Below are 13247 nucleotides of genomic sequence, written 5' to 3'. Positions count from 1 at the left end.
ATAAGGCCTGAGGATGTTTATGATGCTTTGTTTGCTCAGGTGAAGGTTCCTGGGGAGAATATGGTTAGGGCTAGGGTTGATATTGTTGAGAATCTTGGTGGGGAGAAGGTCGTGCATTTGAGGGTTGGTGGTTTGAGTTTTGTTGGTAAGTTCTCGGCTGAGTCTAAAGTTCGGGAGGGAGAAGAGGTTGACGTTGTCTTTGACATGAAGAAAATCCACACCTTCGACAAAAACACCGGAAAAGCAATATTCTAAAAAACTTTTTAACCTTTCTTTTTCTCGTATCTTTTATGAGTTTTGAGAAACTCGCTATGTTCCTAGTCGAAAGACATCCAGAGGGAAAATTCGTTGAAATAGGAGTTGGATTCAACTTTAAAGTAGCATTAAAGCTAAAAGAACTCGGAAGAGAGGTTTTAGTTGTGGATTGGAACGCCGAGGCAGTTAAAAAGGCCAAGGAATTAGGATTGGAAGCTTATGTGGATGATGTTTTTTCACCGAGGTTGGAGATATACAGGAACGCAACTGCTATATATTCTGTTCGGCCAACCCCAGAAATCGTTGAGCCAATTTTAAAGCTGGGCAAACTGCTTAAAACCCCTGTGTACATTTTGCCGTTTTCTCTCGATTCAATGCCCAGAATTTTGAAGCTCGAAAACTACAATGGATTACCCGTTTACACCTGGAGGCCATACGGGAAAGATATATAAATTAACATCCAATTTGGTGTGGTGATAGAATGAGGCTGTTCGGAACTGCGGGAATTAGAGGTCCTATTAATTCAAAAATTACTCCAGAGCTTGCTCTAAATGTCGGAAAAGCCCTTGGTACGTATATTGACCACGGTACAGTTGTTGTAGGGAGAGACGCAAGAACATCAAGTATAATGCTCGAAAGTGCAATCGTAAGCGGTCTACTGAGCAGCGGTGTGGATGTCATCAGAATTGGCCTTGTTCCAACTCCAATGCTTGCATGGGCCACAAACAAGCTTGGAAATGCTGGTGTGATGATAACGGCCTCTCACAATCCACCCAGTGATAATGGCATCAAGGTGTTCAATGAGAAAGGAATAGAATTCTTTTTGGAGCAAGAGGAGGAACTGGAAGAAATAATTTTCTCCAAAAGCTACAAAGTTGCTCCGTGGAATAAAATTGGAAGCGTAAAAGACTTAGATTTGAGAGAGCAGTATATTGGAGAGATACTGGATTATGTAAATCACGAGACCAAATTGAAAATTCTCTTGGATATGGGGAATGGTGCTGGTAGTTTAATAACTCCATATTTATTGAGAGAGATGGGAGCAAAAGTCGTGACGTTGAATTCCCATCCAGACGGACATTTCCCGGGTAGAAAATCCGAGCCTACCTATGAAAACATAGCATATTTAAGCAATCTTGTCAGAGAGCTTGGCTTTGACCTCGCTATCGCTCAAGATGGTGATGCTGACAGAATTGCGATATTCGATGAAAAGGGCAACTATATAGAGGAAGACACTCTGATAGCGCTTTTTGCAAGGCTCTATGCCAGAGAACATAATGGAGGAAACGTTGTAGTTTCAATAAACACTTCCTTCAGAATCGATAAAGTCGTGGAAGAGGAAGGTGGAAAAGTATACAGAGTCCCACTGGGTCAGCTCCATGATGGAATAAAGAAGTACAACGCGATATTTGCCTCAGAACCGTGGAAGTTCATTCATCCCAAGTTCGGACTGTGGATTGACAGCTTTGTTACAATTGGGCTGCTAGTGAAAATAATCGACCAAGAAGGAAAGCCGCTCTCAGAGATAGTCAAAGATATCCCGCAATACTACATGATAAAAAAGAATGTGAGGTGCCCGGACGAGATAAAATACCAAGTTATCGAGAAGGCAAAAGAGGAGTTACAAAAGTATCTAAACGACCAAATTAAAGAAAGCATAACGATTTCTGGCATAAGACTAAACCTTAAGGACGGTTCATGGGTACTTGTGAGAGCGAGCGGAACCGAGCCGAAGATTAGAGTTGTTGTAGAAGGAGTTACGGAAAAAAGAAGAGATGAACTGTTCAATTTGACATACAACTTGGTCAATAAACTGGTCTCAGAGGTCTCTGGCAGGTCTTAGGGTTCTTAGCTGTATGTCCGTTTTTTCCATTTTAACTTTGAATCCCTCTTTTGCAACCAAGGTTTTTACTCCTGTCACGGTTTCTATGAATTTAGCCTCTTTATAGGGGTTTGCAAAGTGCATTTTCATGCCTATATGGCTCATTATCAGCATTTCTGGTTTTTGTTCCATGTCCTTCAGCATGTAAATAATGTCCTCGGTGCATAGGTGATAAGGAATCCTCATGTTCGTCGGCCTTGTTACTGATGCTATCAACAGCCTAACGCCATCATATAGTTTTTTCAAGTCCTCGAAGTACTCCGTGTCCGGGATATATCCTATTTTTCCAACGGGAGTTTTTAGTATAAACCCTATTCCAGTTGGATCCGAATGCACGGTGGGGGTTATCGTCATTTCGTCTTCTCCAAGCGGCAGTCTTTCTCCCGGGTTCGGAATATGAACTTCTTCCAATGAATCGAGGTGGTATTTTGATATCGCTGGAGTGTGGTTTTCATCTCCGTAGACCACGCTCTTTGATGCTATGAGCATGCCTCGTTTTTTTGTTACTCCAACTGTCATCCCTTCTACCATAATCTCAGCATCATTGCAGTGGTCTGTATGCCGATGGGAAACAAAAAGTACGTCTATTTTCCTCGGGTCTATCTTGTATCTCCATGCTCTAATTAACGCCCCCGGCCCGGGGTCTACGTAAATTCGCTTACTTGAGTTAATGAAAAAGCCGCCAGTGGGGCGAAATTGAGTTATTGTGATAAATCTTCCGCCACCACTGCCCAAAAAGAGTATCTCAACCAATTTACCTCCCTCCGCTTTTTAGCGATATTAATAGTTAGGAGTAAACGCATATATAAGCTCTATGGAAATTCATGAGAGCAGGTTTATGAAAATCTTTTCATATACTAGTACATGAATGCACTTTTTGGGAAATTTATGTAAATTTTTGGAACAATAGTGAAATAGAATACGACATTAGTTTTTTCTTATATAACCAAAAGTATTTTATATTAGATTTATGTAGTTTATAGTTTAAAATGCCAATAAAGTCCGGAGGTGCTAAGCTTGGAGTTTAAACCATATATCCCACCGGAAAAGTCTTTGCCTGAATATACTGTTAAAGCGTTTATTTTGGGTGTGGTGCTCTCAATAATTATGGGTGCGGCAAATGCATACCTCGGTATGTACGCCGGTATGACCGTTAGCGCCAGCATTCCAGCTGCGGTCATATCTATGGCCATATTGATGGCATTTAAAGACAAAAACATCCTCGAAAACAACATGGTTCAAACAGCAGCATCTGCAGGTGAGTCATTAGCAGCAGGTGTAATCTTTACCTTCCCGGCTTTGGTGGTTTTAGGAACATACACAGAGTTTCCATACTGGCTTGTAACCATAATAGCCGCATTGGGTGGTTCACTGGGTGCTTTATTCACAATTGTGATAAGAAGGGCATTTATTGTTGAAGAGAGGCTCCCATATCCAGAGGGTACCGCCTGTGCTGAAGTCCTAATTGCAGGAGATAAAGGTGGCTCCCACGCAAAACCAATCTTTATAGGCGGTATTTTTGGTGGTATCTACAAGCTCCTAGGAAGCTCAGGGCTTTGGGCGGGAGCTGTTGAATCCGCCAAGTTTGTTGGAAGAAGGGTATTATACTTTGGAAGCGACCTTTCAGCGGCTCTACTTAGCGTTGGTTACATTGTTGGTCTTAACATAGCGTTCCTTGTGTTCCTCGGTGGTGCAATTGCTTGGTTTATAGCAATCCCAATCTACGTTGCCAAGACAGGCAATCCAGATGGACTTAGTGCCTTGGATCTAGCATGGGTCACATGGAGTACAAAAATAAGATACATGGGAGTTGGAGCAATGGTCGTTGGTGGTCTCTGGAGCCTTGTAAAGCTCAGAGGCCCAATTTTGAGAGGTATAAAAGCTGGGCTTGAAGCAGCAAGGAAAAAGCAAAGCGGTGAAACGATCCTAAGAACTGAAGAGGACATGCCAATGCCCACGGTATTAATGCTTATAGCTGCTTTCGTGGTTCCATTGTTCCTGCTATATGCTCATGTTATAGGCTCTATTGGAATTGCGGCAATTATGGCAGTAATAATGCTTATCGTGGGATTCTTCGGAAGCTCAATTGCTGGTTACTTAGCCGGTGTCGTTGGTTCATCAAACAACCCCGTGTCCGGTATTACAATCATGAGCTTGCTCTTCACAGCATTGGTTCTTAAAGGCCTCGGACTTAGTGGAACAGAGGGTATGACAGCAACTATATTGGTGGCAGCCGTTATCTGTACCGCCGCTGCCATTGCTGGAGACACAATGCAAGATTTGGCAACGGGACACATTGTTGGGGCCACTCCAAAGAGACAGCAGGTCTTTGAGATAGTAGGAACTTTTACGGCAGCATTAGTGATGGCTCCCGTGTTGAACTTACTTATAAAGGCTTACGGTATTGCCGGAACACCAACGGCTAAGGAAAATGCATTAGCTGCTCCACAGGCATTTCTCATGGCAAAAGTTACAGAGGGCGTATTCACCGGAACGCTGGAGTGGAACATGGTCTTTATTGGTGCAGGAATTGCCATAGCCTTAATAGTCCTTGACGAAATTTTGGCCATGAAGAAGTCAAAGTTCAGAACGCCAGTAATGCCCGTAGCGGTAGGTATCTACCTCCCATTGAGCCTCGGTGTTCCTATTTTCATTGGAGGTATCCTTAGATGGCTCGTAGGAAAAGCAAGAGGCGCAAAGGCTGAAGAAAAACCGACAGATGCTGGAGTACTTGGAGCAGCTGGACTTATAGCTGGAGAAGCATTAATGGGTATAGTCTTCGCTGGCCTAATAGTGGCAGACAAAGCACCATCAATAGGATTCAGCAGCGACCTTCTTGGTATAGCTCTCCTCGCAATTATAGCGGTGTGGCTCTACCTCACAGGAAAGAAGGAAGTCGAGTGATCTTTCTTTTTCTTCTTTTAACTTTGATTTATTCTTGAACCAAAATTACTTTAAATGGAAACCCCCAATTAGGGATGGTGATGTAAATGGATACGGAAGCCCTTTTTAAGGAAATTGAAGCTTTAAGGGATGATATGGTGGATGCTTTGGTGGAGTTGATTAAGATTCCGGCAATTAGTCCTGATAGTGGCGGCGAAGGAGAATATGATAAGGCTCAAAAACTCTTGGAGATAATCAAGGACTGGCCCTTTGACAAGATTGAACGCTATGATGCTCCAGACCCAAGGGCTAAAAACGGCGTTAGACCGAACATTCTGGCATACTATTACGGTGAACAGGGCGAAAAAAGCCCACGATTATGGATTCTTACCCACCTGGACGTTGTCCCACCTGGAGATTTAAGCAAGTGGACTGTTACAGAGCCTTTTAAGCCTCTCGTTAAGGATGGTAAAATTTATGGCAGGGGTAGCGAAGACAACGGGCAGAGTTTAGTTGCCTCACTTTATGCAGTTAGAGCCCTAATGAACCTTGGAATAAGACCCAAGAGGACGATAGTCCTTGCCTTTGTGAGTGATGAAGAGACTGGAAGTAAATACGGCTTAGAATGGCTGATGAAAGAACACCCAGAACTATTTAAAAAAGACGACCTAGTCCTGGTACCTGATGGTGGAAACGAAGAAGGAACATTTATAGAGATCGCAGAAAAGAGCATTCTTTGGATGAAAATCAAGGTCAAAGGAAAGCAGGTTCACGCAAGCATGCCAGGATTGGGGTTAAACGCTCACAGGGTTGCCATTGATTACGCAAAATCTCTTGATGAGTTCCTCCACGAGAAATACAGCGCAAGGGATGACCTCTTTGATCCCCCAGAGAGCACTTTCGAACCAACTATGGGCGGAAATCCAAGTGATGCTCCCAACATAGCTCCAGGAGAGCACGAGGTTGTCTTCGACTGCAGAGTGTTGCCACAGTACAGCCTAGATGACATCCTAAACGATGCCCAAGAACTTGCCGAGAAGATTAAGGAGAAGTACAAGAAAGAAATAAACGGTGAAGTCCTGCCCAGGATTGAGATAGAAGTGTTGCAGAGGCTCGATGCGCCGGCTCCAACTCCCAGGGACAGTGAGATTGTTAAGCTCTTGCAGAAAGCTATAAAGGAATTCAGAGGAAAGGAAGCCAAAATAGGGGGCATCGGAGGAGGGACCTTTGCCGCATACTTCAGAAGGCTTGGAATTCCAGCAGTTGTTTGGGCTACACTCGACGAGACCGCCCACCAGCCTAACGAGTATGCAAAAATTGAGAACATGGTTGAAGATGCCAAGATAATGGCAGCTCTGGCGCTTCTTTGACCTTTCTTTTTATAATGCTAACCTTTAAATTATTGGTCAGGGAATTGCTTTCATGCCTTCATGGAAAGATGGGAAACTTGGACTGCCGGTTAGAGAAGCAATTAAAATCTTCCCCGAGCTCGAAAAATACCTTGATGAGAAAGGCAGGTTAGACTTATCAAACAGAAGGGCGAGGATATTATATAACAAAGCGATTGCAGACGCAGTTTTTGACATTGACATTGAATATCATCCCAGAGGACTTATAACAACACCAATTTCCCGTTTTATCTTCTTAAAGACGTTTCTAAGGGATGGAAAAAAAGTTCTGGAGATAGGAACCGGGCATTCTGCTCTAATGGCTATTATGGCGGATAAACTGTTTAACTGCGAAGTATGGGCCACTGAAGTCGATGATGAGTTTTTTGAGTACGCTAAGAGAAATATCGAGCGAAATAAATCCAACGTAAAACTGATAAAGAGCAACGGGGAAATTATTGAGGGTTTGATACCAAAAGGAGAGAAGTTCGATGTGATATTTTCTGCACCTCCGTATTACGAAAAGCCCACAAAAGGTGTTCTTACGGAGAGGGAGGGTGTTGGTGGAGGCAAATATGGGGAAGGGTTTTCCGTAAAAATCCTTAGAGAAGGTTGGGACTACCTAAATGAAAATGGAAAGGTTGCTCTTTTTCTACCCGACAAACAGAGCTTGCTGAGAAGCCTAATTTTAGAAGGGGAGCACATTGGTTATTTTGTTCGCGATATAAGATTTAAAGTGGGAACCAGATACAGACATTCACTGATATTTATCAAACGATAGGCTTATATTAGAAAACCTCAAACCTCGTGTGGCAGATGAGGAGAAAGCACCTCCACTGAGCAAAGCTATGAGGACACGCCCACGGTCTGATGCCAAAAATAAAATAAGAAAAGACCTCATTTCATATCTTCCACATAAAGGAACAGGCACTTTAAGTATTCGGTATCCTTTGAAGCCATCAATATCGGATGATCTGGTGCTTGAGTTCTATAGGGCTCAAGAAGCTTCAGGAACTTTCCGGCTTTTGCTGCGGCGGCTATTACCATATCCTTAAACATCTGCATATCAACATGCTGGGAACATGAAGCTGTAACCAATATGCCCCCGTCCTTAACGAGCTTTAGTCCTTGGTAGTTTACGTTGAAGTATGCCCTAAGACCCCTCTTGAGGTCTTTCTCATGCTGGACGAACGCAGGAGGGTCCAGAACTACAATGTCAAATTTTTCTCCTTTTTTCTGCAGTTTTTCCATAACCTCAAATGCAGACCCAACGACAAACTCCATCTTATCTTCAACACCGTTGAGCTTGGCGTTTTCCTTTGCCTGTTCTATTGCCGATGGAGACTTATCAACTGCAATAACTTTCTCTGCCCCTGCGACTGCTGCATGAATAGCAAAACCTCCCGTGTATGTGAAAACATCAAGCACTTTTTCCCCGCCTTTAATGTACTTTTCCAAAGCAATTCTGTTTTCTCTTTGATCTAAAAAGAACCCTGTCTTCTGACCCCTCATGTCCACAATGAATTTTGCTCTCCCTTCTTCGATGATTGTGCGGTATTTTTCTTTCCCGAGCAAGACTCTCTCTATCTCTGGTAAGCCCTCTCTTCTTCTCGACCTTCCTGTGTTTTTCTCAAAGACCGTTTCGATTTCAGGTTCTACTTCAAGGATAGCTTCCGCAACGTCAAGCTTAAACCTCTCCATTCCAGCACTTGAAATCTGAAGCGATGCGATATCGTTAAATCTGTCCACGATCAAACCAGGCAGATAGTCCGCTTCTCCGTACACCATTCTGTATGCCTTGTCGTATCCAAGAACTTTTTTTCTGTACTCATTTGCCTTCCTTATGCGCTCCTTGAATAGTTCTTTGTTTATTTCCACATCTTTCTCCTTTGTGACTAGTCGAACCATTATGTTTGAGTTTGGATTGGCGAATCCTTTTCCTAAGAACTTGCCTCCGCGAGAATAAACCTCCACTATGTCTCCCGGCTTAATCTCGCCTTCAGTCCTTACTACTCCCTTCTTGAAAACAATCATTGCTCCCTTTTCAATTGCTCTGTAAGCTTGAGCATCAACGTACACTTTGCTCATTTTCTCTCACCCTTTCAAAGTTAAGGCGATAGGTATTTAACCATTGACCTCATATATTATGAGTGGTGAGTTCTATGAACCTAGAAGTAATAAAAGAGTTTCTGGATGCAATTGGAGCAGACTACACAGAGGTGGATGGAGAAATACACCTAGCTCCAGAGGTTTTCTACGAAGTTTGGAAGTATATAGGGCAACCCGATATTAAAACGTATGTAATAGAAGACGAAATCGTCGAACCAGGTTCTTATGATCCTCCAGAAATGAAATACACAGGTGTTAGAAAAATTAAAATCAAAAAGGCATATTTCGAGACACTTGAGGGAGTTAAAGTTGTTACTGATTACAATGAATTCCAAAGGATATTGAAGGAAAAAAAGGAAGGCGCCTAATTCTTTAATCTTTTTGTCTAGCTCAACATTATTTTAAGCATTAACACGCCCATACAGGTCGTTCGTTTTATTTTTAGAAGAGTGGTGCTAACACCTATTATTGTGGCTGTTAAAAGAACCATCAGTCCAAGTAGTCCATCGAAGTAAAGAGATGCTGCCCATACAAAAACTAACACCGCCAAATTCAGTTTTGTGTAATTGATTTTTGATATCGCCCTTCCGAGCATTTCTGAAAGCGCCATACCGTAGAAATTGACGATACTGCTAGTCATTATTGTTACAAGAAACAGAATAACAAGCTCTTCAGGACTTAGAGGATAATAAAGGTCTTTAATCAAAACTAGGATGCCGTTTCTGGTTTTTCCAGTCGCATAAAAATTTATGAGGCCAAAAATAAAGTTTGAGGTGTTAACTGAGAAAACTATTGTCAAAAATGTGCGTTCATCTTTTGAAAAGAAGCTTCCTAAGAGTGCGGCCTGAGACGACGTAAAGGTTGGCAAAAGAGAAGCCAACATTCCAAAACACGTGCCAATGAACGAGAACTTCAAAAACCTCTTTTTTGGCATTTGAATTTCTGAGCCCCCGAGTTCAATCTTCCGGTTGTTGTTCAGAGAAAACAATATTGCGGGAATCCCAAACAACCCAACAAAAACGTGGAAATATGGTTCTCTAAGAGGAAGTTTATCCACGACAAGTCCAAAGGCTCCAGAGAGGATGAAAATCAGCAGGGCATATAATCGTTTTACGCCTTTTTCTGTAATAACAAGAAAGAAAGCTAGCAAAAACACAGCAACTTTGCCAAGAAAAGCTGTGTAATGTCTTGCCAGCAAAACGTAGGGAACCGCCAAGAAAAGGGAGAATATTGCAGCTAAAAGACTAGCTTTTAGGGAAATTGCTATGACTTCAAGGCCTCGGCCTTGAAGGGCAAGCCTATGGGCCGGAAGGACACTTATCGCTGTTTCTTCTTCTGGAATGCCAAAGAAAGTTGAGGGAAATGCATCCAAGAATGTGTGCGTTAACCCCATTGAGTAGAGAAGCACCACATACGAAAACCCTCCCGGAGAAGTCAGGAAACTTCCAACAATAGATGCTAAGGTGTTGACATGCAAAGCAGGCGTAATACCTGTCACCGTACCAAATAAAATGCCTAGCATGACCCATTTAAGCATATGTCATCCCTTGAGGGTATTTCAAAAGCAGGTGCTTCCCTATAGGTGGTATAAAAACCAAAAGCTGTAAGTGTTTCATTGACTTCTGGATAAACTCCCAGGGATTTGGGGAGCTTAACTAATATCCAGCATTCTTCGTTGGTAACATTGGCGAGCCCAAATCCGTTTTTGTAGACTTTCACCCATTCCACCTTCCCATGTATTTTCAGCGGGGTGCCAAAATCGGGATTACAGATTGAATTTGGAAGCTCATCCCGCGGGATTTTAACAGTGCATTCTATGCAGTACAGGGAATTCCTTCTTCTTATGCCGTAGAACTCTATTATATCTCCAAAATTAGCCGAGAAGCCATATAATTTTAGTTCTGTGCAGTTTAGGCCCAAGGAGATACCATCTTTTGTGACCTGACACACCCCATGTGCTATCTCCCCAATTGTCTCTTTTCCAACGGGCACAGTCTTTGCTTTTCCAATGACCTTTACATCGCTGGGAGAATTGACATAAAGGGTGAGTGTGGAGTAAAGCCTTGCAATTCCCATTATCTCGACTTCATCGCCAAGTTCTAGTTTGGTTTTATAGGGTAAGTATGCGTCAATTTCCTCGCTTCCGTTCCATATTGTTATTGGACTTGTGTTCCGAATTACAATTCCCCTGATTTTAAAAGGCATTCCATTTATGGGTATTTTCAAAAGCCCCTTAGGGATGTAATCAACAACATGGAATCTTTCTCCATAGAAAAGCCCATAAACCTTGACTTTTTCTCCTTTGGTGACGTTTAAGCATTTGCTTAGTTTGATTCTCTGAGGTGTTAGAAGATAGCACGAAGAGTCACTCCAGAACGCTCCTTCAATTGAGTCTAAGTTTAAAGTATTATAGGGAACCTCATCTATCCTCAAGGCTTCTACACTGTGTTTTGATTCATCAAGTAGCTTACCCACAACCCTGTAACTTTTGTCCATTTTCAGAGCATCATATAGGACGATTGTGTCTTTTCCATCGTATAAAACACTAAAATCATTTTGCGAATAAACACAAACACCTGTGAAGTTTATCAAGCTGCCTCTCTCTGCCCTTTCCAATGGTACTGGAGTTGTGGCCTCGGCTCCTATTAGGTAAAGTAGTAAAATCGAAACAATAGACACCGCTATTAAAACTATTTCAAGTTTTGTTAATTTAATCATGATTAGTAGTAATAAAAATCAGGTTAAAAAATTTATGGATGATACCAGGTTCACTAAAGGGCTATAAACTTTGATTCTGCAGTACAATTCCATTCTCTGTTATATCATAAGGAACCCAAGAAAGAACATGACGCGTTCTTCTCATTCCATAAACTCTTAAGTACCTTCTCAAAGTTCTATCCTCTTCAAACAGCTTCATCTCTATGATTCCATCCGCTATTGCTTTGATTATTGTTTCAACCTGGGGCTCCTCTACCCCAGAGTTCATTTCTAGCAGCCACACTTGCTTGTTTTTATGAGCAAATCCCTTTAAATCCTCTAGAAATTTATATATCTGCTTCTTTTCAGTTTCAAAGAACATGGGTGTTAAAGACGAAACTACTCCGATTATTGGGGGATTTTCAACTTCAGGATTCTTCAAAATTATCTTGGTAGTCAAATCCTTTATCACGTCTATTAGATGGGAGGTATCCCTAATATCGGGTATAACCTCTTCTGTAAATGAGAATTTTGGTGCACCACGTAGCCTCTGGGTGTATGCATCAAGAATATGGAGCCTGTCATTTAAATATCCCATTAACCCCCATCCAAAATCAAGTGCATTGCTTATAAACTCATATCTGGCCACATTAACTAGAAGCCCTATAACATCCGCCCCAGAAAGGAGCTGGTTATACATAAACTGGGTTATAAAAGTGGTTTTACCTGATTTTGGGTCACCAATTAATAGAACAACACTGCCCCGTGGTATCCCTCCCATCAACAAGGAATCAATTATACCTGTGGGAACCCGTTCCAATCTTTCTTCTATTTCCCCATTGGATGAAAAGTTTAACCCCGAATTCAAATTAACTCACCCTTTCAGTAGATTTCACCACTTGGGTATACGACAACTCCATGAGGAGTTATCTCAAAAGGATACTTTCTCATGGAATGCTTAGTTCCTCTCATCTTCCTGATTAAAAGATAACGCTTAAGCTCTATATTCTTCTCTTGAAGATCGAGAATAACAACGCCTCTCGCGATGTACTCTTCTATTCCATATCTGCTTATTTTTCCGGCTTTTGGATCGGGAGCCTCTGTAGTAAGAAGTGTTGTGACGCCCATCTCGAGAAGAATTGTGTTTAACCTTAAGAGAACACCTCTAATTTCCCTTTCGTCTTGAAGTCTGAAAGCTATGGACGGAATGGAATCGATAGCAAGTCTCTTCGCGTTTATTGCCTTAACAACCCTGTATAAATATCTCAAAAAGTTATCAACGTTAAGTCTATCTTCCAAAACGAATCTCTCTTCTGAAGGTATTCCAGAAATTGCACTGACACCATCTATAATTGCTATCAATCCTTCTTTTTCATATTTTTCAAAGTCCCATCCAAATTGGGCCATTTCTCTCCTTATATCTTTCGCTCTCTCTTCTAAAGTTACAAAAACTCCCGGTTCTCCGTATTCTTCAGCACCTTTGTATATATATTGAGCTGCAAAAGTAGTTTTACCAGTTCCAGTACTACCGGTGATAAGGATCGTTGATTCTTCAGGGAACCCTCCTCCAATTAGATCGTCAAATCCCGGAATCCCACTTTTTACCCTTCTTATGGAAAAGCCATCTACCATAATAAATCACCTATATTGGCATTACTTTAAACTCCCCAATCATCTACTCAAATTACTATTCTTTAGAATATAAGGTTTTTGGATATTTGGGGCGTGTTTATAGTAACCTTTATTAGGGTTTTTGCTGAATTCTTTCAGGTGGTTGTCGTGATCCCCAGATGGGATCACAGACTCAAAGACCCTGAAAGCGTGGCATTCGCAATTCTTGACGTTTTAGCAGACTTCGAATCAGAAGGAAAGCTGAAGAACCTGCCAAAATCCAAAAAATTTCCAGTAAAAACAATACTGGCAATACTCCTCTTTAAACAATACTACAACCTACCCCTCAGAGACGCCCAGCACTACGGCAGAAAATTCTTCGGAGCAAACATTCACTACTCAACCCTCCACAACTGGGAGAA

The 13247-nt window shown here is 41.9% G+C and carries 14 protein-coding genes; 8 read left to right on the top strand and 6 right to left on the bottom strand.

All coding sequences use genetic code 11. The features are described 5' to 3' along the window. The 3 genes from GBV73_RS08460 to glmM all read left to right on the top strand — a co-directional run. Positions 1-255 (top strand): TOBE domain-containing protein (locus tag GBV73_RS08460; RefSeq protein ID WP_152880719.1); only part of this gene is annotated, 255 nt, incomplete at its 5' end. Positions 256-290: 35 nt separating this feature from the next. Then, on the top strand, positions 291-707 hold the full coding sequence (locus GBV73_RS08455) for a UPF0146 family protein (RefSeq protein WP_042697054.1): 417 nt from the start codon (positions 291-293) through the stop codon (positions 705-707). 29 nt (positions 708-736) lie between these two features. After that, entirely contained in the window at positions 737-2098 is a 1362-nt protein-coding gene (glmM, locus tag GBV73_RS08450) for a phosphoglucosamine mutase (RefSeq protein ID WP_152880717.1), read from the top strand. On the opposite strand, the gene GBV73_RS08445 is transcribed toward glmM, so the two are convergent. Then, a complete protein-coding gene (locus GBV73_RS08445; RefSeq protein WP_042697047.1) occupies positions 2075-2890 on the bottom strand; it encodes an MBL fold metallo-hydrolase in 816 nt (271 codons plus the stop codon). The genes glmM and GBV73_RS08445 overlap by 24 nt on opposite strands. A gap of 264 nt (positions 2891-3154) precedes the next feature. Between GBV73_RS08445 and GBV73_RS08440 the strand changes: the two genes are divergently transcribed. The 3 genes from GBV73_RS08440 (at position 3155) to GBV73_RS08430 (ending at position 7189) form a co-directional block, all read left to right on the top strand. After that, positions 3155-5041, top strand: coding sequence for an OPT family oligopeptide transporter (locus tag GBV73_RS08440; RefSeq protein ID WP_152880715.1), 1887 nt, complete (start codon positions 3155-3157; stop codon positions 5039-5041). An 86-nt stretch (positions 5042-5127) separates the two neighbouring features. After that, positions 5128-6390 carry a M20 family metallo-hydrolase gene (locus GBV73_RS08435; protein ID WP_152880713.1) on the top strand — a complete coding sequence of 421 codons (1263 nt, stop codon included), beginning with the start codon at positions 5128-5130 and terminating at the stop codon, positions 6388-6390. A gap of 52 nt (positions 6391-6442) precedes the next feature. Further along, positions 6443-7189: an RlmF-related methyltransferase gene (locus GBV73_RS08430; protein ID WP_152880711.1), complete on the top strand. Its 747-nt coding sequence runs from the start codon at positions 6443-6445 to the stop codon at positions 7187-7189. 116 nt (positions 7190-7305) lie between these two features. On the opposite strand, the gene GBV73_RS08425 is transcribed toward GBV73_RS08430, so the two are convergent. Further along, a complete protein-coding gene (locus GBV73_RS08425) occupies positions 7306-8496 on the bottom strand; it encodes a class I SAM-dependent rRNA methyltransferase (RefSeq protein WP_152880709.1) in 1191 nt (396 codons plus the stop codon). 74 nt (positions 8497-8570) lie between these two features. On the opposite strand from GBV73_RS08425, the gene GBV73_RS08420 reads away from it, so the two are divergent. Then, complete coding sequence (locus tag GBV73_RS08420; RefSeq protein WP_152880707.1) at positions 8571-8885, top strand: DUF5748 family protein; 315 nt, start codon at positions 8571-8573, stop codon at positions 8883-8885. A 17-nt stretch (positions 8886-8902) separates the two neighbouring features. On the opposite strand, the gene GBV73_RS08415 is transcribed toward GBV73_RS08420, so the two are convergent. The 4 genes from GBV73_RS08415 to GBV73_RS08400 all read right to left on the bottom strand — a co-directional run bounded on the left by GBV73_RS08415 (position 8903) and on the right by GBV73_RS08400 (position 12846). Further along, positions 8903-10054, bottom strand: coding sequence for a tripartite tricarboxylate transporter permease (locus GBV73_RS08415; RefSeq protein ID WP_253910335.1), 1152 nt, complete (start codon positions 10052-10054; stop codon positions 8903-8905). Next, positions 10033-11235, bottom strand: coding sequence for a hypothetical protein (locus GBV73_RS08410; RefSeq protein WP_152880705.1), 1203 nt, complete (start codon positions 11233-11235; stop codon positions 10033-10035). The genes GBV73_RS08415 and GBV73_RS08410 overlap by 22 nt, the downstream gene beginning before the upstream one ends. Before the next feature lie 61 nt (positions 11236-11296). Further along, a complete protein-coding gene (locus GBV73_RS08405) occupies positions 11297-12082 on the bottom strand; it encodes an RAD55 family ATPase (RefSeq protein ID WP_152880703.1) in 786 nt (261 codons plus the stop codon). Between the two features lie 14 nt (positions 12083-12096). Next, positions 12097-12846 (bottom strand): ATPase domain-containing protein, encoded by a 750-nt coding sequence (locus GBV73_RS08400; protein ID WP_152880701.1) that lies wholly within the window; start codon positions 12844-12846, stop codon positions 12097-12099. A gap of 93 nt (positions 12847-12939) precedes the next feature. On the opposite strand from GBV73_RS08400, the gene GBV73_RS08395 reads away from it, so the two are divergent. Continuing rightward, the coding region (locus GBV73_RS08395; RefSeq protein ID WP_152878644.1) for a hypothetical protein at positions 12940-13247 on the top strand (308 nt) is incomplete at its 3' end.

This window comes from Thermococcus sp. 101 C5 (genome assembly GCF_009372125.1).
Classification (GTDB): domain Archaea; phylum Methanobacteriota_B; class Thermococci; order Thermococcales; family Thermococcaceae; genus Thermococcus_A; species Thermococcus_A bergensis.
The sequence above is the reverse complement of the archived record's forward strand: the minus strand, read 5'-3'. Positions and strand labels throughout refer to the sequence as shown.

Bases quoted from the DNA above. Each gene is read 5' to 3' on its own strand.
- GBV73_RS08455 (WP_042697054.1), top strand. From the start codon at position 291: ATGAGTTTTGAGAAACTCGCTATGTTCCTAGTCGAAAGACATCCAGAG.
- glmM (WP_152880717.1), top strand. From the start codon at position 737: ATGAGGCTGTTCGGAACTGCGGGAATTAGAGGTCCTATTAATTCAAAA.
- GBV73_RS08435 (WP_152880713.1), top strand. From the start codon at position 5,128: ATGGATACGGAAGCCCTTTTTAAGGAAATTGAAGCTTTAAGGGATGAT.
- GBV73_RS08430 (WP_152880711.1), top strand. From the start codon at position 6,443: ATGCCTTCATGGAAAGATGGGAAACTTGGACTGCCGGTTAGAGAAGCA.
- GBV73_RS08425 (WP_152880709.1), bottom strand. From the start codon at position 8,496: ATGAGCAAAGTGTACGTTGATGCTCAAGCTTACAGAGCAATTGAAAAG.
- GBV73_RS08420 (WP_152880707.1), top strand. From the start codon at position 8,571: ATGAACCTAGAAGTAATAAAAGAGTTTCTGGATGCAATTGGAGCAGAC.
- GBV73_RS08415 (WP_253910335.1), bottom strand. From the start codon at position 10,054: ATGCTTAAATGGGTCATGCTAGGCATTTTATTTGGTACGGTGACAGGT.
- GBV73_RS08410 (WP_152880705.1), bottom strand. From the start codon at position 11,235: ATGATTAAATTAACAAAACTTGAAATAGTTTTAATAGCGGTGTCTATT.
- GBV73_RS08400 (WP_152880701.1), bottom strand. From the start codon at position 12,846: ATGGTAGATGGCTTTTCCATAAGAAGGGTAAAAAGTGGGATTCCGGGA.